General features: G+C 43.4%; 22 protein-coding genes. 7 read left to right on the forward strand and 15 right to left on the reverse strand.

What is annotated here, in order from left to right:
• Window positions 1-62 precede the first annotated feature (62 nt).
• From HF974_05965 to cdhA, 8 genes are all read right to left on the reverse strand, one after another.
• A complete protein-coding gene (locus tag HF974_05965; protein ID MBC2697881.1) occupies window positions 63-1,175 on the reverse strand; it encodes a tetratricopeptide repeat protein in 1,113 nt (370 codons plus the stop codon).
• Window positions 1,176-1,250: 75 nt separating this feature from the next.
• On the reverse strand, window positions 1,251-2,657 hold the full coding sequence (locus tag HF974_05970) for an acetyl-CoA decarbonylase/synthase complex subunit gamma (protein ID MBC2697882.1): 1,407 nt from the start codon (window positions 2,655-2,657) through the stop codon (window positions 1,251-1,253).
• 2 nt (window positions 2,658-2,659) lie between these two features.
• Window positions 2,660-3,964 carry a CO dehydrogenase/acetyl-CoA synthase subunit delta gene (gene cdhD, locus HF974_05975; GenBank protein MBC2697883.1) on the reverse strand — a complete coding sequence of 435 codons (1,305 nt, stop codon included), beginning with the start codon at window positions 3,962-3,964 and terminating at the stop codon, window positions 2,660-2,662.
• Window positions 3,965-3,981: 17 nt separating this feature from the next.
• Window positions 3,982-4,188, reverse strand: a complete 207-nt coding sequence (locus tag HF974_05980) for a hypothetical protein (protein ID MBC2697884.1) — start codon at window positions 4,186-4,188, stop codon at window positions 3,982-3,984.
• 54 nt (window positions 4,189-4,242) lie between these two features.
• Window positions 4,243-4,992: an AAA family ATPase gene (locus HF974_05985; protein ID MBC2697885.1), complete on the reverse strand. Its 750-nt coding sequence runs from the start codon at window positions 4,990-4,992 to the stop codon at window positions 4,243-4,245.
• A gap of 18 nt (window positions 4,993-5,010) precedes the next feature.
• Window positions 5,011-6,411: a CO dehydrogenase/CO-methylating acetyl-CoA synthase complex subunit beta gene (cdhC, locus tag HF974_05990; GenBank protein MBC2697886.1), complete on the reverse strand. Its 1,401-nt coding sequence runs from the start codon at window positions 6,409-6,411 to the stop codon at window positions 5,011-5,013.
• Between the two features lie 60 nt (window positions 6,412-6,471).
• The gene (gene cdhB / locus HF974_05995; GenBank protein MBC2697887.1) at window positions 6,472-7,002 is read right to left on the reverse strand and encodes a CO dehydrogenase/acetyl-CoA synthase complex subunit epsilon; all 531 of its coding nucleotides are present in this window, start codon (window positions 7,000-7,002) and stop codon (window positions 6,472-6,474) included.
• Window positions 7,002-9,383, reverse strand: coding sequence for a CO dehydrogenase/acetyl-CoA synthase complex subunit epsilon (cdhA, locus tag HF974_06000; protein MBC2697888.1), 2,382 nt, complete (start codon window positions 9,381-9,383; stop codon window positions 7,002-7,004). Before cdhA ends, cdhB begins: the two co-directional genes overlap by 1 nt.
• Window positions 9,384-9,736: 353 nt before the next feature.
• Here cdhA and HF974_06005 point away from each other — a divergent pair, with 353 nt between their 5' ends.
• Window positions 9,737-10,369, forward strand: a complete 633-nt coding sequence (locus HF974_06005; GenBank protein ID MBC2697889.1) for a ribonuclease HII — start codon at window positions 9,737-9,739, stop codon at window positions 10,367-10,369.
• 628 nt (window positions 10,370-10,997) lie between these two features.
• Here the strand turns inward: HF974_06005 and HF974_06010 are convergent.
• Window positions 10,998-11,666, reverse strand: a complete 669-nt coding sequence (locus HF974_06010) for a TIGR00289 family protein (GenBank protein MBC2697890.1) — start codon at window positions 11,664-11,666, stop codon at window positions 10,998-11,000.
• A 60-nt stretch (window positions 11,667-11,726) separates the two neighbouring features.
• Here HF974_06010 and cfbB point away from each other — a divergent pair, with 60 nt between their 5' ends.
• From cfbB to HF974_06025, 3 genes are all read left to right on the forward strand, one after another.
• Window positions 11,727-13,181, forward strand: a complete 1,455-nt coding sequence (cfbB, locus tag HF974_06015; protein ID MBC2697891.1) for a Ni-sirohydrochlorin a,c-diamide synthase — start codon at window positions 11,727-11,729, stop codon at window positions 13,179-13,181.
• A 453-nt stretch (window positions 13,182-13,634) separates the two neighbouring features.
• Window positions 13,635-14,675, forward strand: a complete 1,041-nt coding sequence (locus tag HF974_06020; GenBank protein MBC2697892.1) for a PGF-CTERM sorting domain-containing protein — start codon at window positions 13,635-13,637, stop codon at window positions 14,673-14,675.
• Window positions 14,676-15,118: 443 nt separating this feature from the next.
• On the forward strand, window positions 15,119-15,256 hold the full coding sequence (locus HF974_06025) for a hypothetical protein (protein ID MBC2697893.1): 138 nt from the start codon (window positions 15,119-15,121) through the stop codon (window positions 15,254-15,256).
• A 96-nt stretch (window positions 15,257-15,352) separates the two neighbouring features.
• Here HF974_06025 and HF974_06030 read toward each other — a convergent pair whose 3' ends face one another.
• From HF974_06030 to HF974_06045, 4 genes are all read right to left on the reverse strand, one after another.
• Window positions 15,353-15,631: a type II toxin-antitoxin system death-on-curing family toxin gene (locus HF974_06030; protein MBC2697894.1), complete on the reverse strand. Its 279-nt coding sequence runs from the start codon at window positions 15,629-15,631 to the stop codon at window positions 15,353-15,355.
• Window positions 15,632-15,781: 150 nt separating this feature from the next.
• On the reverse strand, window positions 15,782-16,768 hold the full coding sequence (locus tag HF974_06035; protein MBC2697895.1) for an rRNA biogenesis protein: 987 nt from the start codon (window positions 16,766-16,768) through the stop codon (window positions 15,782-15,784).
• Between the two features lie 51 nt (window positions 16,769-16,819).
• Entirely contained in the window at window positions 16,820-17,227 is a 408-nt protein-coding gene (locus tag HF974_06040) for a metal-dependent protease of the PAD1/JAB1 superfamily (protein MBC2697896.1), read from the reverse strand.
• A gap of 20 nt (window positions 17,228-17,247) precedes the next feature.
• Window positions 17,248-18,225 carry a methanogenesis marker 2 protein gene (locus tag HF974_06045; protein ID MBC2697897.1) on the reverse strand — a complete coding sequence of 326 codons (978 nt, stop codon included), beginning with the start codon at window positions 18,223-18,225 and terminating at the stop codon, window positions 17,248-17,250.
• Between the two features lie 104 nt (window positions 18,226-18,329).
• Here HF974_06045 and HF974_06050 point away from each other — a divergent pair, with 104 nt between their 5' ends.
• Complete coding sequence (locus HF974_06050; GenBank protein ID MBC2697898.1) at window positions 18,330-18,752, forward strand: ribonuclease HI family protein; 423 nt, start codon at window positions 18,330-18,332, stop codon at window positions 18,750-18,752.
• A 22-nt stretch (window positions 18,753-18,774) separates the two neighbouring features.
• Here HF974_06050 and HF974_06055 read toward each other — a convergent pair whose 3' ends face one another.
• Window positions 18,775-19,632: a PGF-pre-PGF domain-containing protein gene (locus tag HF974_06055; protein ID MBC2697899.1), complete on the reverse strand. Its 858-nt coding sequence runs from the start codon at window positions 19,630-19,632 to the stop codon at window positions 18,775-18,777.
• A gap of 336 nt (window positions 19,633-19,968) precedes the next feature.
• Window positions 19,969-22,623: a hypothetical protein gene (locus HF974_06060; protein MBC2697900.1), complete on the reverse strand. Its 2,655-nt coding sequence runs from the start codon at window positions 22,621-22,623 to the stop codon at window positions 19,969-19,971.
• 239 nt (window positions 22,624-22,862) lie between these two features.
• Between HF974_06060 and HF974_06065 the strand changes: the two genes are divergently transcribed.
• Together HF974_06065 and HF974_06070 are read left to right on the forward strand one after the other, a co-directional pair.
• Window positions 22,863-23,159 carry a reverse transcriptase-like protein gene (locus HF974_06065; protein MBC2697901.1) on the forward strand — a complete coding sequence of 99 codons (297 nt, stop codon included), beginning with the start codon at window positions 22,863-22,865 and terminating at the stop codon, window positions 23,157-23,159.
• Window positions 23,160-23,598: 439 nt separating this feature from the next.
• A complete protein-coding gene (locus HF974_06070) occupies window positions 23,599-23,901 on the forward strand; it encodes a hypothetical protein (protein ID MBC2697902.1) in 303 nt (100 codons plus the stop codon).
• Window positions 23,902-23,955 lie beyond the last annotated feature (54 nt).

The following is a 23,955-nucleotide window of genomic DNA, read 5'->3' on the forward strand; positions in this document are numbered from 1 at the left end:
ATAAACTGAGCATATTTGTTTAGCTGGAAGGAGTTCAATAGATCGTACCCCATTTTAGCTGTTCAATTATTGCATTTTTTTTTATTTTGTTTTGCCTTCTCACAACTCGGGTCTATTTCGAGGGCTTTGTTATAACACATTAGCGCTTCCTCGTGCTTTCCTGAATGACGAAGGGCATCGCCTTTGACATGCCACGCATCAGCATCAAATGAGTACGATCTTAGAGCTTTATCATAACACCTTATTGTTTCCTCATATTTTCCCATATGATTGAAGACGTTGCCTTTGCTCTTCCACACAAAAGCATCCTCTGGATCTATTTTGAGAGCTTTATCAAAACACCTTATCGCTTCCTCATACTTTCCTAAATGACGGAGGGCGTCGCCTTTGACATACCATGTAGCATCATCCTTTGGGTCTATTTTAAGAGCTTTATCAAAACACTTTACCGCTCCCTCGTAGTCTCCTAAATGGCGAAGAGCATTGCCTTTCTTATACCATGTTGCAGCTTCTGGGCTTATTTTACTTAAGTCCATATGCTTGATAGCTTTTTTAGTACACGCTATCCCTCCCATTTCCATTTCAATCGAAATATTTTCCGCCGAACTAAGGACAAAGCTTTTTAAATTCCACGTAAAAGAATTCTTTGGGTCTATTTCAAGAGCTTTGTCATAACACATTACTACCTCCCCATATCTTTTTAAACTTAAAAAACTTAAACCCTTTCGATTCCACACATAAGCATCCTTTGGGTCTATTTCAAGAGCTTGATTATAACACCTTATCGCCTCATTATATTTTTTCAAATTATCAAGAGTACCGCCTTTGCACATCCACACATAAGCATCCTTTGGGTCTATTCCAAGAGCTTGATCATAACACCTTATCGCCTTATCATATTTTTTCAAATGATCAAGAGTATTGCCTTTGCACCTCCAAGCAGCAGCATACTCTGGGTCTATTCCAAGAGCTTGATCATAACACCTTATCGCCTTATCATATTTTTTCAAATGATCAAGAGCATTACCTTTGTGCATCCACGCGGCAGCATACTCTGGGTCTATCTTCAATGCTTTCGTGTAATATTTCACTTTCTTCTCTGAGTTTTTTTCTTTAAGCCCTAACTCAAACCATTCTTCAGCGGTCTTTCCAAACAACCTATCGAAAATACTCATCATCTTATCTCAAACAGCCAATTCAATATAAACTTTATCTCATCAACCTTCTTCCCATTGGATATCTCCATCCTCTCACTCGGGAGGCCAGTGATTCTGCATCCATCCCGCTATCCGTCCGCTGTCAGGCGGTCTGATCTTCACCTTCAGTCCACTGGCATCCTCCATATCGCCCTGCAGGCGTGCAGCCAGTCCCGGAAGAATGACCGTATTGTGAGCGGTCATTTCACTGAAATCGAAACCAAGCCTCTTGAACTCATCAGACACTTTCTGCCCTGTCATCTGCCCGCCTGCCACCGCAGCCTCCACACCAAGGCCGTCAGTATCGGTAGCCAGCAGGTAACAGTCAATACCGCTACTGGCCAGATCACTCTCTACAGTATAATACGTCAGTGCGAAGTTGGTTGTCACAAATACAGGAGAATCCTTGTCAGGCGAACCCACCTCATACACCTTTGGGTCTACTTTTACAGGCGTCCTCGGGTCAGTGTAAATAGTATCCCTGATATGCAGCTCTGGCAGCAGGGCATAAGGCTCGATGCTGTGTACTATCATGATATCACCGTAACGCACCGTGAACACCGAAGCCAGGACAGTCTCCCAGTAACTGGCAGAAACAGGGTCGTCATTGGCAAGGTATGCCGTCATAGGCACTGCCAGCAGCGGGAAAGCAATATCACGCTGTCCTTCCCTGATTCCGGCACGCCTTATCATAAGGAAATTCTCAAATGATTCCCGTAACGACTTACCCTGTGGATTTGTGCCAGGGTCAAGTACCAGATCCTCACGTCCCATCTCCAAAAACGTGGCAGCCAGGCTCTTTAAAGTATCAAGGTCGTCAGGAGAGAACAGTACCAGTGGTACATCATACTCCATAACCAGATCGGCCACATCCTGCCAGTTATCCTTTGTGGCAGCATACAGCATAGGCTTTTTGTCAGCCACTACTTCCAGGCCGCTTTTCAGCACCTTTGGGTCCAGGCTGCACAGGATCAGCGGCAGTTCAGTGTTCCCGGCCGCAATAGTAACAGCCTGTTTGAACTTGTCAGGGTCGCCGGAAGTACTGCGAATAGCAACCATGTCAAGTTTCAGGAACCTGCCAACATAGAATTTTTTATACTCATTAATGAACTTGATCCGTTCTACCAGTTCATCCTCGCTCATAGTATCCCACACATCCACAGCAAGTGCAGGCTGGTTAAAGAATGTAAGCTGGTGACGGTACAGTATATCATCGCCGCCCACAGACACAGTGTGTTCGCCGGTACCTATCATCACTTCCCTTATCTCAGGTGCCAGCAGTTCTGCCAGCTTCAGGTACTTTTTCCTGAACTTATCCTCAAGCAGAGGCGGGCAGTCTTCCAGTTTTAATGAACGGTCGATCATGTGGGATGCAAAAGCCATGCAAGTGGCTTCACCGCAATCACCGCAATTGGTCTGGGGCAGGAACTTATAAACTTCAAGTGGGCTGTTGACTTTCATTTTCACACCTCCGCCGTGACCCAGTCGGATATATCCACTGCATCCCTCTCAAGTGAACCGTGCAGGCTCTGGGTAATCTCCTTTAGCACAGCTACCGAACCGGGATGCATCATCATGAACAAATCGTTGCCTGCCAGTGAAAGGGTCAGGCCGGTCACTATCTCCCAGATCGGACCCCTGTATTCCCTGGGTCCCCAGTCGCTGTCTTCCTTAAGCGGGGAACCTACCATCCAGGCTTCCCTGGCACCCCATGCATTGGTAGTACCGCTGCTCATGGGAAATGACAGTTCCTCGTCTCCGATAAGACCTGCCAGGCGTATTCGCTCCATGTTAGTATAAGCATAATCCAGGCCGTATCCCAGTGCAGCGGTTGTGGGGTCCATGACAATATCCTCACGCTTTACATTGCACTGCTTCATCAGTTTGCGGTTCAACTCCTTCTGGGCATTTATCTCAAGCTGGGTCCATGAGAGCACCACATGCCCGTAATCAGTGGCAGCCTTTGCAATACGTTCATAATCAAGGTTCAGGCTTGCACTGGCCAGTAGTACACGCTCGCCCTCAGCCACTTCAGCGGCCTTCTCCAGCACTTCGGGGTCTTTTTCAGGGTTGCCGCTGCCGCCGATAACGATCGGTACATCCACAGCCTGCAACACATCAGCCACGGTCTCGGCAGCTTCCCTGGGAGATGTATCCTTGATACCGGGGTCTGTACTGATAAGGTGGATGGTCACCATGTCGGCACCAAAATCATTTACCACCTTTTTGGCCCATTCTGCCGGGCTCTCGATCACATCCTCATAATTGACCTTCACAGCCTTTGCCATCCCGATAGGCATATCAAACACATCCATAGTGATGTGGTTGCGGTGCGGCATGGGACTGTCAAAATAATAGGGCAGCGCGTTCTCACCGCCCAGTGTGATCGTACTCTTCCTGGTACCACCGTCTGAGGATGTGGCACCCAGTATTACTTCCTGTATGGGATTTTTCCACTCTTCGATTTTATTAACTTCGAATTTAGATGGCAGCAATTGCCCGGGCCTGGTCAGACCCGGAACTGCTGCCTGGGCCATTGACCCGAACAACTGGTCCACAGGGTAACCTAATAATCGTGATATGTTTATCAAGTGTTGGGCGATCTGGGCCGTTTCATGTCCCAGCATATATGCCAGTTGTGGATCAAGCCCGCCACCGATATCCATATCCAGTTCAATGTCACCTTCAATGGTCACACCTTCCAGGGATTCAACGTCCATATCATTGAACAGGCTGCCCAGTTCAGATAACTTGATATTTTTTGCCATTGTGATTCCACCTTATTTCATCGCATGAATTTTGATATGTTTTTCAAGTGTTCGGCTATCCGGGCTGTTTCATGTCCCAGCATATATGCCAGTTGTGGATCAAGCCCGCTACCGGCATCCATTTCAAGTTCAATTTCACCTTCAATGGTCACACCTTCCAGGGATTCCACGTCCATATCATTGAACAGGCTGCCCAGTTCAGATAACTTGATCTTTTTTGCCATTGTGATTCCACCTTATTTCATCGCATGTCTTCAAATAATTGTAGATCTGTTCTCTTAAATCCCCAATTTCATAATAATGTTTTCCATTTCAATCACCGCAGGTGATGTCGCAGGCAGTTCACTTAGTGCCTTTCCATCCAGGTCGAATCTGGCAATATCCTCATCAAATGGTACCATACCTGCAACCTTAAGCCCTAATTCCTGTGCATATTTATTAAGCCGCTCACGGTTTTGCGGTGTCACCTTATTGAGTATCACATACATATGCCGTACCTTCAGGTCCAGTTCCTTTTCAAGGTCCCGTATCCGCTCAGCAGTCTTAAGCCCCCGCCTGGAACCGTCAGTCACTACAACAAGTTCGTCAACATCCCGGATAATTCCACGGCTCAGGTGTTCCAGGCCAGCTGCTGTATCAATGATCACCAGGTCATAGTTCTTCATGATCCGGTCCATTATGTTGCGCAGCAAGTTGTTGGTAAAGCAATAACATCCACTGCCTTCGGGCCTGCCCATCACCAGCAGGTCATACCCATGTTGCTCGGCAAGTACACTGTATATCCTGGACTCCAGCAACAGTTCCTTATCAGTATCCGGCGGCAGATTATCCCGCTCCTCAAGCAGGAACTCCCGCTGGTCTGCCAGGGTTTGTCCAACCACATCCCCCAGCGCCTCTGGCAGATTGGAGTCAGGGTCAGCGTCAATGGCCAGGATGGTTGCATCCCTGTTCACCAGCCAACGGATGAGCATGGCTGCTACAGCAGTCTTGCCTGTACCTCCCTTCCCGGTAATTGCTACGACTTTCAAGGCACTGCCTCTGGAAAGTTATTTCTTACTGCTCAGTATGATCTTGTCGATTGAGACCTTGGCATTCTTCAGGGTAATTTTTATACCACCGCTACCACCGCCGGTCATCGGCGGGATGTTCTGCAGCATGGCAGGATCAGGCATGCCAAATACCGGCATAGCTGTTGAAGTTCCAGTTGATTCTTCATCCACTTCTTCATCCTCATCAGCACCCCAGTTCTTAACCACAGGATGATCTTTCTCTTTGAGGAATTCCTTCAAGGTATCCAGGTCCTGTGCATCCTCTTCTGTAGCCACTTTGTCAACGATCTCTGCAGGGATATCAGCCAGTACCTTATCCTTGAGGATTTTTGGCATCCAGACCACTCTGTTCCAACCGCCATCCGCCTGGATGAACTTTGGTGAGCGGAAATAGTTGACCCCAACACCCAAAAAGCCAATAACCTGTTTACCGCCGCCGGTCTGGCCAGCCATCGTACTGAAGGCAAGCCCGTTAGGGGCCATGCCAGTGTAATCCCGGTCAACCCAGCCGATACCATCAACTTCCGGCATATAGAATCCTACAACCTCAAAACATCCGCATGAGGTATGGGGAAACTCAAAGAAACTATGAATCTTGATCCTGTTGTATTCGCCGCCAGAGAGTTTCTGAGCGACCTCGTTGACACCTGAATACTCACCGCCAATTTCGTCCAGTAGTTCGCCTTTTTCAATCGGGAACTGGGGGCCTTCAGGGTCCACCTTTGCTGCTGCCCTGCCGTCGAACCAGTTGATTGCACCACACAGTGCGATCCTGTCTGGAGTTATCACACATACACTGGTCGGTGCGAAACTCTGGCACAGGCTGCAGCCGTAGAAAGTATCCACGTCCTCATCATGGAGGTTGCGTGTCCTCTCGTCCCTGGCAGCATATCTTTCCATTGCCTTTGCCAGTTCCTCTTCTACCTTCTCCATGTCAGTGATATATGTGGCCTCGATCTTCTCTATAAATGGCAGTTCATTCGTGAACAGCATCATGGTAGCCTTTGCAATATCTTCAAAGGAATTGAGACCTTTCGCGATGGAATCCTTGTTGATCCTGAGCCATACATCATACCGCTGGTTCAAGTGCATAACACCCTGGATGTAATTCTGGAAATCATGGTTGCGTCTTTCAACAATAGCTTCCAGGTCAGGTTCCACCAGTTCTCCTGCAATACGGTATATCATAGCCAGTGGATAACGCCCTCCTTCTTCCATATCAGAGATGTCAGGACCGATAAGCGTGAATTTACCATCCTCGATCTCATCTGTTTCCACTGCATTTACCAGTTCGAACCCTTTGGATTTCGGACCAGCCAGTTCAACATACATATCATCTTTACGGACCCTTTCACCTTCGAACATAGGGGATATTTCAAACGGGAATTCATCTGCCATTATAAAATCCTCACATTTTTTTATTATTGATCTTCCTTGCCAGTAATTCTCTGTAATTCGTTATAATTGTGCTACAACCACATCCAGTGCCTTGATAAAATCATCCGGTTTAAGGTTGCCGAATGATTGCCCGGCATTTGGATGATAGTGCCTGTCAATAGAGATTACCTTAATTTTTGTAAAATTCTTTAACGTGGACATCAACTGGCTGGCATAGTAGTACGTATGCCCGAGGAATATGGTTGTATCATATCCACCTTTGCCATCAAAACCCTTCCAGTCAGGGTCTTTCAGGTATGAGACCAGTGCATGCAGGTTGACGTAGGTGGCATCAATGCCTTCCTCTTTCAACCGCTTCAAGCTACTTCCCGTAGCAGCCACAGGTATGCCTTTTCCAGCCATGGTCCTGACAATTTCAATGACACCATCATCACCAGCCGCTGTCCCCACGATGAGCAGCGGACGCTTTGCCTTTGAAATAAACTTACCTGCCACCTCTGCTTTAACGGCTTTTGCCATCTTTGGTCCGGGAATATTAGCCTTGTCAAAGGGTACTGCATTTCTGGTGGTATCCAATTCCTTAGCTGCCATTATTCGACCGCCCCCTTGCACAGCCGGGGTACATTTGTGGGCTGGAAGGAAATGTCAACCTTCCTTGCAGGACCTTCAAGTATTTTTTTCCTGTCCCAGTCGATCTTCCAGCCATGTTCCTCTTCCAGTATCTTAAGCAGCTTCTCCCTCTTTGCCAGGGGCAGGTCAGCTTCACTTCTCACATAAATATGCCAGTCATCAGGCAGCACGTCCAGAGACTGTTCGCTCAGGTCGTTGTAATGGGTCAGCTTGAGCATGCGTCCCAGGTTATTGTCACCGGGCCTGAAGCAGAGTTTAGCCAGCAGGGGCATGAGCTCTGCTTTATTTTCTGCTGATATCAACAGATGTTCGGGTGCAGGTTCGACATTATGCACTGAACCGTTCCTGGCATCCAAGATGTTCCATTTATCCTTATCATAAGCCTTGCCCGGGTATGCCCGCCTGTATTTGGGTCCGTGGGGTCCCAATACTACAGGTATACCAAGACGGTTACAGCCTGTACCGATGGAAAGTGCCTTCTGTGTAGATCCACCCCATGCCAGGCCCACGGCTCCTATCCTGTTCATCACATAATCTGCGATCTCTTCAAAGTTGCCGGTAATATCACGCCTGGCAAATATGGCAGCTACCTTGATAGTAGTGGCTGTTATGTGGGCGTTTGAAACACATGAACCGGTATTTAGCAGGTTACCTTTGAGGAAACCCCCTCCGTATCGCTCATACAGGGTCTTACCCTCGTCATCTTTGAACATGCCAATATCCATGGCACTGCAGCCTGAAGTAACGACAATATAACTCCGCTGCAACATCTCCTCGGCAATTTCATATACATCGCGGCTACCGTCGGGATAGTTTGGGCAGCCAATGATAGCCACTACACCGGGTGTGGTCCCGAGTACAAGGTTGACACCCTCTTCCCTGATCTCAGGGTCTCCTACCTGGCCCCGGCCAGTCCTGAGCTTTCCTTTCTCTTCACGGATGACTTTCTGGGACGCTTTCTCTATCACATCCAGTACCGGAATGTTCTTAGGACATTCAACATCGCACCGTCCGCAGCCTATACATTTATCATGCAATTCCTCGAACAGTGTCAGGTTGCCTTCTACTGCAGCCTCCATTGCTTTATCAATTTCAAGTCCTTGTGGGCAGCCGATCACACATGCACCACACTGGGTGCAGCTTGAGGCCAGTTTTTTGAACTCATCATCACTGGGCAGGGCAGTAATACCTTTTTCCTTGCGTATCGGTGCCATCTTCATGACAAGTTTCGGGGCCAGTTCACCGACCTTATCATAGTCGAACAATAAGACACCGGGCTGGTCACCTGATGCAAGGTCACGGATAATGTCATCAATATCATCTTTGCTCCTGTCAGGCAGACCGTACATAACCTTATCATTGGTAGCAATGACCGGAATATGAAGTTTACTGGTTTCCCGCATCATATCGGCCCTGATACATTGTTCATCCACAATTATCAGGTCAGGGATGCCTGAGCGGATGTATTTAAGCTGTTTTGACAAAGACCCCACTACCTTTGCCTTGGGATTGACCCGGGTCATGTCATGTGCCGTGCAGCAAATGGCAGCTAATTCTATCTTGTCAAACAGGTCATGCTCATCCATATAGTCCATAATATATGTGACAGCAGCCACATTATGGCCTATACATAAAAGCACTGGTTTGGTGGAATCAATTATACCCATACCCACATCGACCAGTGGAGCATCGGCCTGGCTTTTTGGCATATCCAGGCAGGATATCTGGATAATATCAGATACTTCCATGCCAACATGGTCTACCATACCTGCATGCAGGGCTTTGGATTCAAAATCTATGGCACTCCCTTCCTGGCCAATATGGGTTGTAGCCAGCAGTTGTGTTATCTGCTCTTCCACATAGTCCAGTACAGGAACGAAATCACCAATGGTCTCCGGTTTAATACCCAATACAGTCTGGGTGACCGGTGCTTTTATGTCACTGGGCCCCACATCGATAGGATGGTCAGCTCCAAAACGCTTGATAAGATGGTTCAGCAAGTGTCTGCCGTGGCCCGCGTGGGCGGCTGCACCTGTCAAGGTCCTTAGCATGGCTTCGCGGGCCTGGTGGGCTTCCATGTTGATACCGCAAGCACCTTCCTTGTTGCCTGTCAGGTCACACTTGCCATAGGTACAGTAACAGCACAGATCGCAAATAGGCGAATAAACGGGTTCGTACCGCTTAAGCAGCCTCATATCCCAATCCCGCAGTTCATGTATATCGGGTGCAGGAGTTGGACCTTGTGGCTCTTCTTTTTCTTCATCAGAAGATGTTACCTTGTCTATGTTTATCTGGACGTTTTCCAGACCTTCTATGGTAAATTTGCCTTTTTTAATAACCATTGGGGGTATGCTCTCCTTTATTTGGTCAGGTATATTTACAATAAACCTTAAATATTCTAAAATTCAATTTCCCACTATAGTACTAAGTAAATATATTAATTTATTAAAAATCATTTATTATTTTTTTCTATTTGTTTTTTATATTCTATTATGTAGTAGAAAATATAATACATATGGGAATAGTTGATTATATTTTATCATTTGACCAAGGTTTGGCTCTAAATTTATTCAATATTATTAAACGCTTTCGCAATTCTACACTATTAATATATACTAAATATGATTATATTTTTACTAAAAGCATTCAAATATAATCACTTCAATCGAATGTGTTACATTCAGGAATAGATAATATGCTTGTAGCTGGTGTGGATGAGGCTGGAAAAGGACCTGTTTTAGGTCCTATGATAGTTGCAGGAATAGTAATTGAGGAGAGCAAGCTACCTGAACTTAAAAAACTTGGAGTAAAGGACTCAAAAGTCCTTTCCCCTATGCGAAGGAATTACCTTGCATCAAAGATAAGGGAGCTTGTTGATGACTATTACATCCTTGATGTAAGTGCCCGGCAGATCGACGAGTTCAGGAAGATAATGAACATGAACCAGATAATGGTAATATGCCACGCTAAAGTACTGGACCAGCTTGGCCCACAAAAGGCTTATCTGGATGCCTCTGATGTTAATGAAGAGCGATTTGGGGAGAATGTAAGTAAAAAACACAAGGCTTCCATTGAGATCATAGCAAAACATAAGGCAGATGACCTTTTTCCCATTGTATCGGCTGCTTCCATTCTTGCCAAAGTCAGAAGGGACAGGTGTGTGAGGGAGATTGAAAAAAAGATTGGTTTGCCGCTGGGCAGCGGATATCCGTCAGATCCGAAAACAAGAAAATTCATGGAAAAGTGGATAAAGGAACATGGAAGTCTTCCGGATATTGCCAGGCATTCATGGAAAACATCTGAGAACTTGCTCAAGAAAATGCGTTAATCGATGGAAATCAATACCACAAATATATAAGTAATAATAAACCATGATAAATGTGTCAAGTATTAATGAATCTTGGTGAGATGATAAATATGGCTGAGAAAACTTATGTTGAAGAACCTTGTGGATATTGTGGTGGTACCGGAGAATCAGAGGGTAAGACATGCATTGCCTGTAAAGGGAATAAGACTTTCATGGTAGCAGAACCTCCGGTACAATGCCAATTCTGTAAAGGCAGAGGTTATTTGATGATTGGAGCCCCTTGCAGAACCTGCAAAGGTACTGGTTGGATGGGGCGAAAGAAATAATAATAAATCGATTATAATGAATGTAGTATATTTATATATATATATATATAAATATACTAGTAGATATATTACAATAAATTCGAATTATAAGGGTAGGAAATGGAAGAGCTTACCTTTAATTTTTAATAGCTATCCAATCCTGCCATTTACTATTTTTCACAGATATAGAAATATGTCTCTCATTTACAAGACTTTATATTATTTACTGGGACTATTCAAAAAAACCGTAGAGAGCGCAGAAGCATGCAGAGAAAAACAATACACCTCTGCGGTGAATTTTTTTAGCCACGATCCATTTATCCAGAATAAATTAGAAAGCCACCTCATTTACTCATAAGTCGTGCATCCTTCACCTGGTATATACCCCTGTCCCCCTCCCACATAATCCCGGCGTCAAGTATCTCGATCCTTGACCTGTATAATGGAGCATCCAGTACAAGCGTTTCATACTCACCACCCTCACCGCAGATATGTATCCCATATCGCCGGTTAAGGTCGAGTAGCGCACCAATCGCAGTACTATCAATGGTCCTGCCCAGCCATTCTTTATCCAGGCCCATGGCAGACACATGCACTATCATAATATCCATGACCCGGACCATATCCCTTATCAACAGTTCCGGTTCAATGTGCCATAGTGGTGCCACCATCTCAATACCCAGTGTATTGCATATACGCCTGACACGGCTGGCCTGGTATTCGGATTCGATAGCCCCCACCACTACCCCTTCAACATCCAGATGCCCTAAAGCTATTTCCAGGTCTTCCAGTTCTTTCTCTTTTAAGCCCCGGGTGGTTCGTGTAGTCAGCGGGATGCCAGCCGACCTGGATATCAGGTCAACCATATGGATATTTGCAGAATGGAACATGTAGGAATCATCCCTATCCGGTTCAATTGTCACAAGGTCGGTTATCTCATGCCCTTCCCGGATCGCAAGCTGTATAGCATAAATAGAATCCTTCCCGCCAGATGTAAGTGCAGCCAGTTTCATACGTTCTAAATAGCCCCAACAAATATTAATTTATAGTTTCAGAGTCTCTTGACCTATTATATGAATGACCCGGAACAGAGCAGGGAATTAGTGGACATTCCCCGCATACTTATAGCAGGTGATCGCTCATCCAGCGGTAAGACCACCATCTCCACCGGCCTGATATCGGTACTGAGTCATAGGGGAATGCGCGTACAGCCTTTCAAGGTTGGGCTGGACTATATCGACCCCAGCTACCATACAGAGGTCTCGGGCCGTCCCAGCCGCAACCTGGACGGGCACCTCATGTCCAGGAACATAGTACTGGAAGTGTTTCATCACGGCATCGACTATGAAGGCGGTGCGGACATTGCTGTTATCGAAGGGGTAAGGGGGCTGTATGAAGGACTGGAGGGCTTAAATGATATTGGAAGTACTGCACAGATAGCTAAGATACTGGACTGTCCTGTTATCCTGGTCATCAATGCCCGCAGTATTACCCGCAGTGCGGCCGCACTGGTAATGGGATACAAGTCCTTTGACCCTGAGGTCAATATTGCAGGCGTAATACTGAACAATATCGGTGGGGTCAGGCACTCGCGTAAGGCCAGGGAGGCTATAGAGACATACACAGAGACCCCGGTCATTGGTGAGGTAAAACGCGATGAATCCATGAATATAAGTATGCGTCACCTGGGGCTTATCCCTGTAATGGAGGGGCGGCGCAAACTGGATGATTTTGACCAGCGCATAAACGGGATAAGGGATATCATCAGGGAAGGGATCGAGATCGATACGCTGATCGACATTGCCGGGTGCGCAATACCGCTTGAGAAGCCCGAATCCCGTGTATTCATTCCCAGACCGATAGCTGAAAAACCGGTTATTGGTGTAGCGCTGGATGAAGCATTCAATTTCTATTACCGGGACAACCTGGACCTGCTTGAGATGGCAGGTGCAAAACTGGAATATTTCAGTCCGGTGAACGATGCACACCCGCCTTATGTGGACGGCATGTATATTGGTGGGGGATACCCCGAATTATTTGCACCCGAACTGGCTGCCAACGAGGAAATGCGAGACGACATCAAAGAGATGTCCGGATCAGGTCTTCCTATCTTTGCAGAATGCGGGGGGCTTATGTACCTGACCCAGGCACTCATCACTGGAAAGATCAAATCATCGTCCTACCGCAGTGCAGATATGCCTGAAGGGGAACACCAGATGGTGGGCGCACTGCCAGGCAAGACATTGATGGGGCATACCAGGGTGGTAAGTTACAGCCATGGCAGTTTTATTGAGGATACTCCGGCAGGCAATAAAGATAACATGTTCATGGGGCATGAGTTCCATCATTCAGAGATCATCGACCTGCCGGAGAATGCAAAGTTCGGGATTAAACTGACAAGGGGCACAGGGATAAAAGAGATGTATGATGGCTTGATGTCAGGAAATACACTGGCTGTTTATTCCCATTTGCATGCAGCTTCTTACCAGGAGTTCCCGATCAGGTTTGTGGATACTTGCTTGAAGTGACACACCCTGGACTACAAGTCCGAAACATCCTGCTTTTGATATTCGTTTTTGTTTTTCGTCAGGTCATCGGCCTGATCATAATAGTTCATCCATTACATTTTTACCCAGGGATAAGATGTAACAACCACACAAAACGAGACCGTTACAATTCGTGTTGGTGAATACAATTTATCATTATTGGTACTACTGGCAACTATTCTGATCAAAGCATGAACGCACAACTCATGAAGCGCAGCTTTGCGATTTTTCACACTAATTGTAATAGATTTTTCATGTCATTACTTGTAAAGTATGCAAAGGAAAAATCATACCAACATGTAATGTAACGGTCTCCACAAAACGAAATATATATAAACAATTGAATTGAAGAAATTTAATCATAAGAAAATTGTATTATAATTTTGTACATATGTTATGTAATTTATATAATACAAAAAATAAAATGTGGTATATATGAAAACAATAGAAATGTTCAAACCTGGTATATTGATATTGATAGGGATATTCCTTATTGGGTCATTAGTAATTGCCAGTGCAGATGAATCCCTGCTGGAAGGTGGAGATAGTTTCAATAATGCAGTTCAAATTGAACCTGTCAGTTATGACTGTACTATTTCAAAAGATAATCCGGATTATTATAAGATAATCAATATTACACCAGGGCAAAAGCTTATAATTAAGGCAGGTATCCCTGCGGTAGAGTCCGGTTCAGCTAATAGAAAAATGGAATTATCATTATATGATGAAGAAAATCAGCAATTAATGCTCGATAAAGAGCATTTGATTCCTGATGAAATTGGAACATTAACTGTCTTCAGGACAACAAGTTCTATAAAGTCTTCAAATATTTTCTATTTGAAGATACAGGAAGAAATAAGGACTACTGATGATCCGTATTCGTACACACTGGATATCTCAATAGAGGATTGTTTTGATGCAGACAGCCAGACAGATGCGGGAAATATTTTTGATACTGCTCTTGAGATCACTCCGGGAGATTATAAAGGCTATTTGGAAATAGATGATGGAGATGATGACAAGGATATATATGTAATATCTATGCAAAGCGGTGAGAATCTGGATGTTACAATAACTCCAAAAGGTTATGCTAAGTTTAAGGTTATAATATATGACCAGGATAGAGTAAAAGCATCAGAAGAAATATCTGCTAATAATGGAGCGATAGTCAGAACATCGTATAATTCATCCATTTCACAGGATATTTATCTTGAGATAAATAAGCGGTTGATATCTTCTGATAAAGAATATTCATTAGTCCTTGCACTTGAAGCTGAAGAGGTTACTGAAACAGAGTCGACAGAATCTGCAACTGAAAAAACATCTGTTGAAGAAGCATCTACCGAAGAAGTATCTATTAAAGATACACACACTGAAGAAGCATCCGGAGATGATAGCGAAGGATTACCCGGATTCGGAGTGGTATTCGCACTGGGAGGACTTTTGACAGTTATATGTCTATTGATGAGAAGATAAAACATTCTTCTTTTCATTTTAATTTTAAAAAAAAAGATATCGATTAACGCTGATTCAACAATATATCAACGTTAATTTTTCTCTAATTTTTTTCTCTAATCATTAATCTTTTGATAATATCCGATAATGCAAAGTTCGGGATTAAACTGAGAAAGAGCACAGGGATAAAAGAGATGTATGACGGCTTGATGTCAGGAAATACACTGGCTGTTTATTCCCACTTGCATGCAACTTCTTACCAGGAGTTCCCAATTAGGTTTGTTGATGCTTGCTTGAAGTGAGAAAACGACTTCGTTTTAGAAAAGCAGGGCATCAACAAAGGGTGCATGAAACAAACATATAGAATAGTTTGTATAGATACATGTATACACAATATACACAATGTGTAAAAAGTACATTATATATACAAATAATGTTTGAAAAAAAATCGTGGAGGTAGGTCTATGGGAATTTCAAATGAAAAATCGATGAAAAACGAAGAAGAGTATAATTTTACTGCACTTACCAAATCTGAAATAATGCACCTTAAAGAAAGTATGCATCATAATCATGAATTAATGGTACGTTTGGCTCAATTGTAATTGTCTACTCTTTTTGAGTCGTATACATCTTTTTTTTAACCATTTATTGATATCGTCAATCTCGCAATCATATTTTGCAATTTTAAGCAAGAATTTTTACATTTGAATTTTGTCCGTATGTATATGATAACCTTCGTCTCTTAGAATAATATCTGCAACTTGAAATGCAGTTCTTTTGTGTCCATCCATAAAAGGGTGTCTTGTTATTATTCCATTCAAAACAATAGCCGCTTTTTCAAAATTATCGGCTCCCTTGTCAAGTTCAAATACCAAGAAATCAATAGTTCCTGAATTTAGAATACCACCTACTCCCCCCAATTTTTCAATTATATAATCATGAATTTCAACAATCTTTTCTGTGGTTATAGCAGTCATAAACACCAATAAATACATTCCTTTAAAAAAATAGTTTTGTGTTAGGCCCCATAATCATAATTTTATATATAGACGATGCATAAAACACATATATCACGCAATAACTATCCACATACTAACAGTACAAAGTCTTCGTATACTTAAATTGGTTTATTTCCTCTTTCTCCTGGGTTTGGGATATTTTTTATGCAGCTCATCCACTTTCCTTTGCAGGTCTTTGGCAATATCTTCATCAAATATCCCTGAATAATAATCTATACGCACAGCAATTGATATTTTGGCAGCCAGTACCCTTGCGATCTTGCCCCTCAGCCACCAGGGGGACTCTCTGACCAGGGGATGCTGGAATATTACACCGTGTTTGGGTGAGGGAGCATTCCCCCTTAAGTGTTTGAACAGTGCTTTTTCAGCCCCCAATACCTGGATAGTGCTTGAAGGCATACTGGCAAGTTTTTTTGAACTCCCGACAATGCCAAGCAGCCTGGCACCGATGTGGGCACCGGCTACGGCCGAAAGGTTGGGTAAGTTGTTGTTCATATATTCCTCGATATCCAGTGATATCCGATTCTTGTTGTCATATAATCCAGCAACTGTGGTTGCCAGTTCGGTTACACGTGTTACCCATGGTACTGGCAGTTCCATTCCTGATGAGTTCCTGGCCCGCTCCAGGATCTTTTCATCTTCGATTTTCCAGTTTGAAATATCGTTCCTGACACCATACTTTGATATGAATCTGGCAAGTGGCTCGCCCTTTAACCTGAGTTCTGGAAAATGCAGGTCATATAGTTCCTTTAACCTCTCAGATAGTGCATTGGTGTTCTTGTCAAGGTCATCCAGGGCATCAATGAACCGGATAAGGATATGTTCATCTGATCCTGATGCAGTGACCTGCATCATAGCATATTCTATGTTCACCTGACGGAACAGGTCATCATACTCATTTTCCGATGCGATAAAACCCCAATCCTTTGCCAGGCTGCGTATCTCAATCCCGCAGACCTCATTGCATTCCAGTACCTCAGGCATCTCTTGTAACCGGCCTGCAAGCACCTTTATATCTTTTGGATAAAGATCACAGGAATTTATTTTCCCGTCATCAACTGAAAAAATCCCAAACCATGTCCTGACCGAATGCATCAAATATAGAATTATACGGATTATATATATGTATTATCTGTTCCAGGTGGGTCAGAGGATGTCAAAATCTTCGTCGTCATCGAACTCGATATCCAGCACATCCAGCACCCTGGAATGACCGTTCGCATTATAGCAGCGCCATGAACGCATATTATACGGTGCACCAACAATGATGTGGTAATCTCCTATCCTGGCAAATAGTGCAAGGTCGGCCCTTGAAGGGTTGGTGTTGGATGATGGGTGACTGTGAACAGAACCTGCGATGCTGAGATTGGGCATCATGTATAATCTCAAAACGGCGCTGACCTGTGATGATTCTGTGCCGGGCAGGAATATCACATCCTTGATGACACCTTCCTCAGCCCGCATCAACCCTGCAAACTCATTAGGTGCCGATGAACGGGAAACCTCAATAATGAACTTCAGGGTCGACCTGGCTATACCTTTAATATCAGGAATTACCGGCACCTCCCGCAAAGCTACAGGGTAATACCTGTGATAATATCCCTGTTAAAATCAAACAACTGGTAGCTGTCATTTTTGTGTATCATAGTCAGGCATTTATCATCAGTGATCTCACCGATTATGCAGGCGGTAATACCCACTTCTTCGAACAGTTCGATACAGCGACTGGCATTTTCAGGTGCGGCTGTCACAATATATCCAGTGGCAGGATATATCTTGAGCCACTGGATAAAGTCCACTCCATCAGGCACAGGTATCTTTTCCAGGTCCACTGCCGCACCCTTATGACTGGTCTCAAGCAACATACCCAGTGTACCAAGGGTGCCCGGATTGCTGATATCCTTGCCTGAATTGACGACATGCGCCTCGCCTATGGTCTGCATTACCAGGTATTTCTCCCTGACTTCGGCAGGGCTCTTCATTGTGGTGGTGTCCCAGCTGTACGGAGAATTTGGGCCCACCTGGCCTTCCATATCGTAGGCCACGATGATCACATCCCCGGTCTTTGCGGTATCGCTGCGTATAATGCAGTCCTTTTTAGCTGTGCCCACAATGGCCACAGACAGCGATGTATGTGGTGTGTCAGGATGTAGGTGTCCGCCCACCATCGGGATGCCAAACTTGGAGATGCCTGCTTTGATGCCGTTTAGCAGTTCCAGACATGCTTTTTTCTTGCTGCTGGCAAGTACATTGACCATACCCAGCGGCCTGCCGCCCATGGCAGAGATGTCATTGACGTTGACCAGTACCGAACTGTAGCCTGCCCACCAGGGACTGGCATCCAGGAGCCGACCCCATATCCCGTCGGCTGCGAACAGTACCACATCATCGGTGCCTGCATCAAGGACTGCTGCATCGTCCCCGAAATCTACTATACAGTCCCCGTATTCTTCGCGTACTGTCTCGAAGATGTTGACAATATCTGCTATGGGTTTCTTTCGTGTGATTCCTTCAAAGGTGCGGAGTTCGTGTGCGATCTTTTCAAGGTCCAGTAGTCATTCCTCCTGGCAGTGATGTTGAGAATATTGTTTATGCTACAAATACATAATGGAGTGTGTGTTTAAGTTTATGCTGCTCAAATACTAAGAGAGGGATCATGTCAAAATTTAAAAAGATCTTTTTGGTAACTGACGGGGGCTCAAGGGGTAACCCCGGCCCGTCCGCTATTGGATACGGCATCTATGACCAGGACTGGAATGCTATCGAGGAGAAGTCTGAATATATCGGGAAGGGCACCAACAACGAGGCTGAATACCGGGCGCTGGTCACTGCACTGGAGCGGGCGGCGCGCTACTGCAAGGATGATGTGGAGCATTATAGTGACAGCGAACTGCTGGTCAGGCAGTTGAACGGGCAGTACCGGGTAAAGGCCGTGAATTTAAAGCCGCTGTTCGGTAAGGTGTCGACGGTAAGCAAGAAATTCGGCTCTGTCAAACACCATCATGTTCGGCGGACAGACAAGCGGCTGGCAAAGATTGACGGGCTGGTGAATGATGCGCTGGATGGGGCTGGGTATTGATGTAAACCGGGTATATACCCTATCAGTCATTTTTTCGCAATATTTGCATCACGATCAACAAGACTGAAACGCCTGCAAATAAACTAAATGCAGGAATTCCGTTCTTTTCAGTTGGTGCCTGGACCTGTTGTTTCTTTGCAGTCTCTGTTGGCTCTACAATAATACCTTCACCCCCGGATTCTCCCATAGCCTTCTTACCTGTTATTGCAAAGGGTGAGAATCCAGGCACTTTTGTCTCAAAGTATAAATACTCTGCATCTTCTCCTATCCTATATGTCTCAAGTGGATTCCATATTCCATCACTGTACCGATTCAATGAAATCGTGGACTTACTGATATTGTTATCAATGATCCAGGACTTCTCTACTTTGAAATTTATAATGGGGTTAGCAATGTTCTCTGAGGTCGCCCAGTCGAGATTTCCAACCCAGATATTCAGGTTCTTATACACTATATCCGATGGTGCACTATCTGCCAATGTAGAGGTGTTGTTCAATATCTCGACCTTTGCAGCAATTTTGCCTGAATTTTTTAGACCAGTGAAATTGAGGTATTGTACTATATTACCTTCAAAATCAAAATTGTAGCTCACTATTGAACCCTTATTCACATATTCCCTTTTGGTTTCTGAAATCAATATATTCTTAAAAGCTTCACCAGAGCCTCCACTTCCCGCTCCTCCCCCTCCTCCGTTAGGGGTTTGGGGAATTTGAGTTATAACTTCTAATGAATATGTCCCAGTTTCAAATGTTGTATAATCCTGTGATTTCATATTTATCTGCGCAGTTCCAGTATTCATAATAACCGGGATATCTTTCGGAACGGCTTCGACATTCCAGTTCATGCGAACAACAGAAGCAGATGGAACTGTAAGTTCCATAGTCCAGCTAACACCTTTTAAATCAGGCTTTATATCTGTTGCTAACCGATTAACTACTTCATGGCTGCATGGAAAATACACGTCAAGGGCATCATCCTGGGGGGGAGGTGGGGCTGGAACATCCAGGTCCCTATCAAACCCATCTGAGGCATTAATGTTGACCCCTAAAATACGTATATAAGTAGCAGGTGGTGGCGGTGGGGAATTATCATTATCATTTGAGGACAGCGAAGTTACATATATGGGCAAAGTCCACTCTGCAACTGATGACCCAATGAAAAAGATCGACAATAATACAAGAGCGACGAAGCGCATTGTGTTTGACATATCCTGCTCCTATCCTAAGTAAGGAGTCCCGCTAAAGGTTACATAAGTATCATTCAATGCAAGAACCCAATAGCCTTTCCCCAGTTCAATTTCGCTAACTTCATAATATTGCTTATTGGTAGTACTCCAGGTATATACAGGAATTAGCACATCTTCATTGCTACCGAAAATCGTATCCACATCTGGATAATCTGGTATAATTGGAGTTGAAACAAGATTCCACCCCTGAAGTAGTGTCATCGTGTAGGAATAGGGGGAGTGACCAGAAGTGTAATATTGTGCATTTGAAACTCCTCCACTCACATATTTTTTATATTCTACTGTGAAACCGGATGCGGCAATATCAACAATTGTATATTGTGACGTTAAGTTCTTTTCTTGCACAATAATTTCAATTAAGCCATTTTGGTATTTCACACGCCTTTTATCATCAACTAAGGTTGTTGAAGTAGTTAATTCATCATATGAGCCATCTGAATTTAACTGATAAATTGTTACTTCCGGCATTAAATCTCCGGAAAATAATAAAATATCTGATACTTCAACAAAATAGTTATTTATCTGATATCCATCTCCCTCATAAATCACTCCATCTTTAATGATATATTTAATTGGTGATACATATTCTTCAACTTTCACTTCTCTTACCAGTGCACCGAGATTACCTGCTTCATTTACTTTAACTGCAAAGAGATTGCCAATAATATTTGTTACGGTACCTTCGGAAAGTCCGATATCATCATTATTTATTAAACTTAGCTGATCTGGATATGTCTTAACGATATAACCGTCATATAGTGTAGCATCGTTATTATTCAGATCCAGTACATCTGTAGATATAAGATCCATATTATTGATTTTTACAAGATTGCAGTTCATGCCAGCAAATACTGTCTCAACAGTGAAATTCATAACTTCACTCTCTTGAGGTCCACCGAGGTCTGTTTTGTATATAAAATAACCACCCTCTGTCACGACCTCATTATCAACTTCTACACCATCTTTGCTAATTGACATCCATGCCTCTGATCCATCGACATCAATCTCAAGAGCTGTAATACTCCAACCGCCTGGTAAAACTAAAGTATTACCAACTCTCAAAAAATAATCATCATTCGAATCTTCATCAATAAGTTTTTTTGTAATGATCCACTCAGATGCAGTGCTATATACAACAGCATACTTACTGCTGCCCCATGCAATATTTTGTCCCCATGGTATTGTAGTATAATTCATTTCTCCCACTGGGACGGATAAATTGGAGTAGAATGGAAGTCTAATGGATTCGTATCCAACCTTATCTTCCAGATCATAATAAAGAACTGCCGGGTTGTCTGCTGACATTGCCATTAACATGGTCCCGGTTGAGGCATTAGTAGCACCTACTATCTCATAAATACCTGGTTCTGTTATTTTTTTAATTAGTCCTGCCATATCCCCAGCTTCATTGACCCTGACTAAAAAGAGATCACTGATAATATTCTTTGCATTTCCTTTTGAAAGGGGTATATCAATGTCATTCAGTATATTTATTTGATTGTTGGATGTCTTGATAACATAACCATCATACAGGTTTGTATCGTTATTTTTGATTTCCAGTATATCTGCTGATATTAGATCGATATTATTTATTTTTACAAGATTGGTATTAAAGCCAGCAAATACTGTCTCAACAGTGAAATTCATAATTTCACTCTCTTGAGGTCCACCGAGGTATGTCGCACTAATAAAATAATCACCCACCGTCACGAACTTAGAATCAACTTCTACACCATCTTTGCTAATTGACATACATGCCTCTGATTCATTGACATCAATCTCAAGAGGTTTAATACTCCAACCACCTGGTAAAAACAGAGTCTCACCAACTCTCAATAAATAATCATCATCCTGATCTTCATCAATAAGTTTTTTTGTAATGATCCACTCGGATGAACTGCTATATACAACAGCATACTTACTGCCACCCCATCCAATATTATCCCCCCAGGGTATAGTTGTATAGTTCAGTTTTCTATTGGGTATGGATAAGTTATCATACAATGGAAAGGAAATTGAACCGTATCCATTTCTATCCTCCAGATCATAGTAGAGAACAGCCGGATTATCTATGGATGTAGCCTTAAAAGTAGTTCCGGTTGCGTCAATTGCCCCTAACACCTCATATAGTGTTAATGCCGGGGCTGGTGATGATATCGGCACTGAAATTACCGTTATATTTAATTTTTTTTCCACTCTACCTTTAAGGTAGAAAGTATATACACCGGTTTCATTGAATGTATAGCTCACAGACCGCATATAAGGAAGATATTGTTCTTCTTCCCATATGCCATTCTCATTAACCAGGTATCTTGACTGCTTGGTATCTTCGAAATTTCTCCATTGAATGGTGTCACCTACTTTTATTACCTTGTCTCCCACAGGTATGAACATGTAATTAGCGATTCTGATGAGGTATTCTTTAGGTTCCACAGTTGCATCAGGAGTTGCAGTAGGAGTTATAGTAGGAGTGGCCTCTTCTGTTGGCTGAACTGTAGAAGTAGAAGTTGCGGTTCCCACATCTTCTGGCTCTGTTTCGGCATAACTAGTTGCAGTAACTGCGACTGTTAATGTAGTAAGCACCAGGAAAAAAAACAATGTTGACAATGTTATTTTCTTATTCATATTTTATAACTCCATAATTTCAATATTGATGTAAACTTTCACTAATTGATAAAATCAAATATTTATTATTAGCATTATCATTATTATTATGAACTTCTCGATTAATCACAGTATAATTATTTAAATAATTTAAGTGTGATAGGTGTATGGAATTTTATTATGCATAAATGTGTCGGAATACTACAGAACTGGGGATATATGATACCGACTTGAATGCCATAAAGGAGAAGTCTGAATAAATCGGGAAGAGCACCAACAACGAGGCTGAATACCGGGCGCTTATTACGGCACTGGAGCGGGCGGTGCGCTACTGCAAGGATGATGTGGAGCATTATAGTGACAGCGAACTGCTGGTCAGGCAGTTGAACGGGCAGTACCGAGTAAAGGCCGTGAATTTAAAGCCGCTGTTCGGTAAGGTGTCGACGGTAAGCAAGAAATTCGGCTCTGTCAAACATAAGCATGTTCGGCGGACAGACAAGCGACTGGCGAGAATTGACGAGCTGGTGAATGATGCGCTGGATGGGGCAGGGTATTGATGTTTGCTGAATATTGTAAGCGGCGACTTGATCATTGAGATTGTGCAGACACTGTCTGCACAATTTAATTACTATTCATTCAGTATGTAAACATTAAGTGATTTTATCGCATATACACGATAGAATCTGCAAAATTTATCGACTATAAACGACAAACTAATTAACGTCCAGAGTACATGTAATACAACATTCACTTCGTACCCCCGGACCGTCGGACACCCATGCATCCACAAGGTAACACAATAGCGCCTGCCAGCTCCCACACAACAAGGGCAAGTTGTGCAAAGTGGGACGGGCACCCTGGTAGAATGAAGGGGAAAGGGGGCGGGGGCTTAAAATCAATATTCAATAGACACAGACTTACACCTACTATTGTTTTACTGCCATTCTAAAAGGTTTTCGATAATCTTAAATGTCAAGAATTTGTTGATATTATTTTATGTCACTAGAATCCACGGGATTCGATAAAGAATACCTAATAAAAATCAATAATTTATTATTCTTTGATATTTGGCAAAACGAAAAAATGAATTTAGAACAAAGAGACCTGCTAAAAGATATCGTTCAAAATAATTTAAATATACTTTATGGTAGGAAAAGATACAAAGAAATAATAAATATCGGTCTAAATCATCCATCAACATATGAAATCGATAATCAAACATTAATGTTTGGTCCTGCTGGTAATTTCCCAAAATGTCCTGAGATAATGATATCCGGTATTTCTACTTCTATTACCTGACTTTGAAAGATAACCTTATTTCCTTACTGTTGAACTTTTTTATAACTTCTATTG

The organism is ANME-2 cluster archaeon, from assembly GCA_014237145.1.
Classification (GTDB): Archaea; Halobacteriota; Methanosarcinia; order Methanosarcinales; family Methanocomedenaceae; genus Methanocomedens_A.

Bases quoted from the DNA above. Each gene is read 5' to 3' on its own strand.
- HF974_05965 (MBC2697881.1), bottom strand. From the start codon at position 1,175: ATGAGTATTTTCGATAGGTTGTTTGGAAAGACCGCTGAAGAATGGTTT.
- HF974_05970 (MBC2697882.1), bottom strand. From the start codon at position 2,657: ATGAAAGTCAACAGCCCACTTGAAGTTTATAAGTTCCTGCCCCAGACC.
- cdhD (MBC2697883.1), bottom strand. From the start codon at position 3,964: ATGGCAAAAAATATCAAGTTATCTGAACTGGGCAGCCTGTTCAATGAT.
- HF974_05980 (MBC2697884.1), bottom strand. From the start codon at position 4,188: ATGGCAAAAAAGATCAAGTTATCTGAACTGGGCAGCCTGTTCAATGAT.
- cdhC (MBC2697886.1), bottom strand. From the start codon at position 6,411: ATGGCAGATGAATTCCCGTTTGAAATATCCCCTATGTTCGAAGGTGAA.
- cdhB (MBC2697887.1), bottom strand. From the start codon at position 7,002: ATGGCAGCTAAGGAATTGGATACCACCAGAAATGCAGTACCCTTTGAC.
- cdhA (MBC2697888.1), bottom strand. From the start codon at position 9,383: ATGGTTATTAAAAAAGGCAAATTTACCATAGAAGGTCTGGAAAACGTC.
- HF974_06005 (MBC2697889.1), top strand. From the start codon at position 9,737: ATGCTTGTAGCTGGTGTGGATGAGGCTGGAAAAGGACCTGTTTTAGGT.
- HF974_06010 (MBC2697890.1), bottom strand. From the start codon at position 11,666: ATGAAACTGGCTGCACTTACATCTGGCGGGAAGGATTCTATTTATGCT.
- cfbB (MBC2697891.1), top strand. From the start codon at position 11,727: ATGAATGACCCGGAACAGAGCAGGGAATTAGTGGACATTCCCCGCATA.
- HF974_06020 (MBC2697892.1), top strand. From the start codon at position 13,635: ATGAAAACAATAGAAATGTTCAAACCTGGTATATTGATATTGATAGGG.
- HF974_06025 (MBC2697893.1), top strand. From the start codon at position 15,119: ATGGGAATTTCAAATGAAAAATCGATGAAAAACGAAGAAGAGTATAAT.
- HF974_06030 (MBC2697894.1), bottom strand. From the start codon at position 15,631: ATGACTGCTATAACCACAGAAAAGATTGTTGAAATTCATGATTATATA.
- HF974_06035 (MBC2697895.1), bottom strand. From the start codon at position 16,768: ATGCATTCGGTCAGGACATGGTTTGGGATTTTTTCAGTTGATGACGGG.
- HF974_06050 (MBC2697898.1), top strand. From the start codon at position 18,330: ATGTCAAAATTTAAAAAGATCTTTTTGGTAACTGACGGGGGCTCAAGG.
- HF974_06055 (MBC2697899.1), bottom strand. From the start codon at position 19,632: ATGGAACTTACAGTTCCATCTGCTTCTGTTGTTCGCATGAACTGGAAT.
- HF974_06060 (MBC2697900.1), bottom strand. From the start codon at position 22,623: ATGAATAAGAAAATAACATTGTCAACATTGTTTTTTTTCCTGGTGCTT.
- HF974_06070 (MBC2697902.1), top strand. From the start codon at position 23,599: ATGTCACTAGAATCCACGGGATTCGATAAAGAATACCTAATAAAAATC.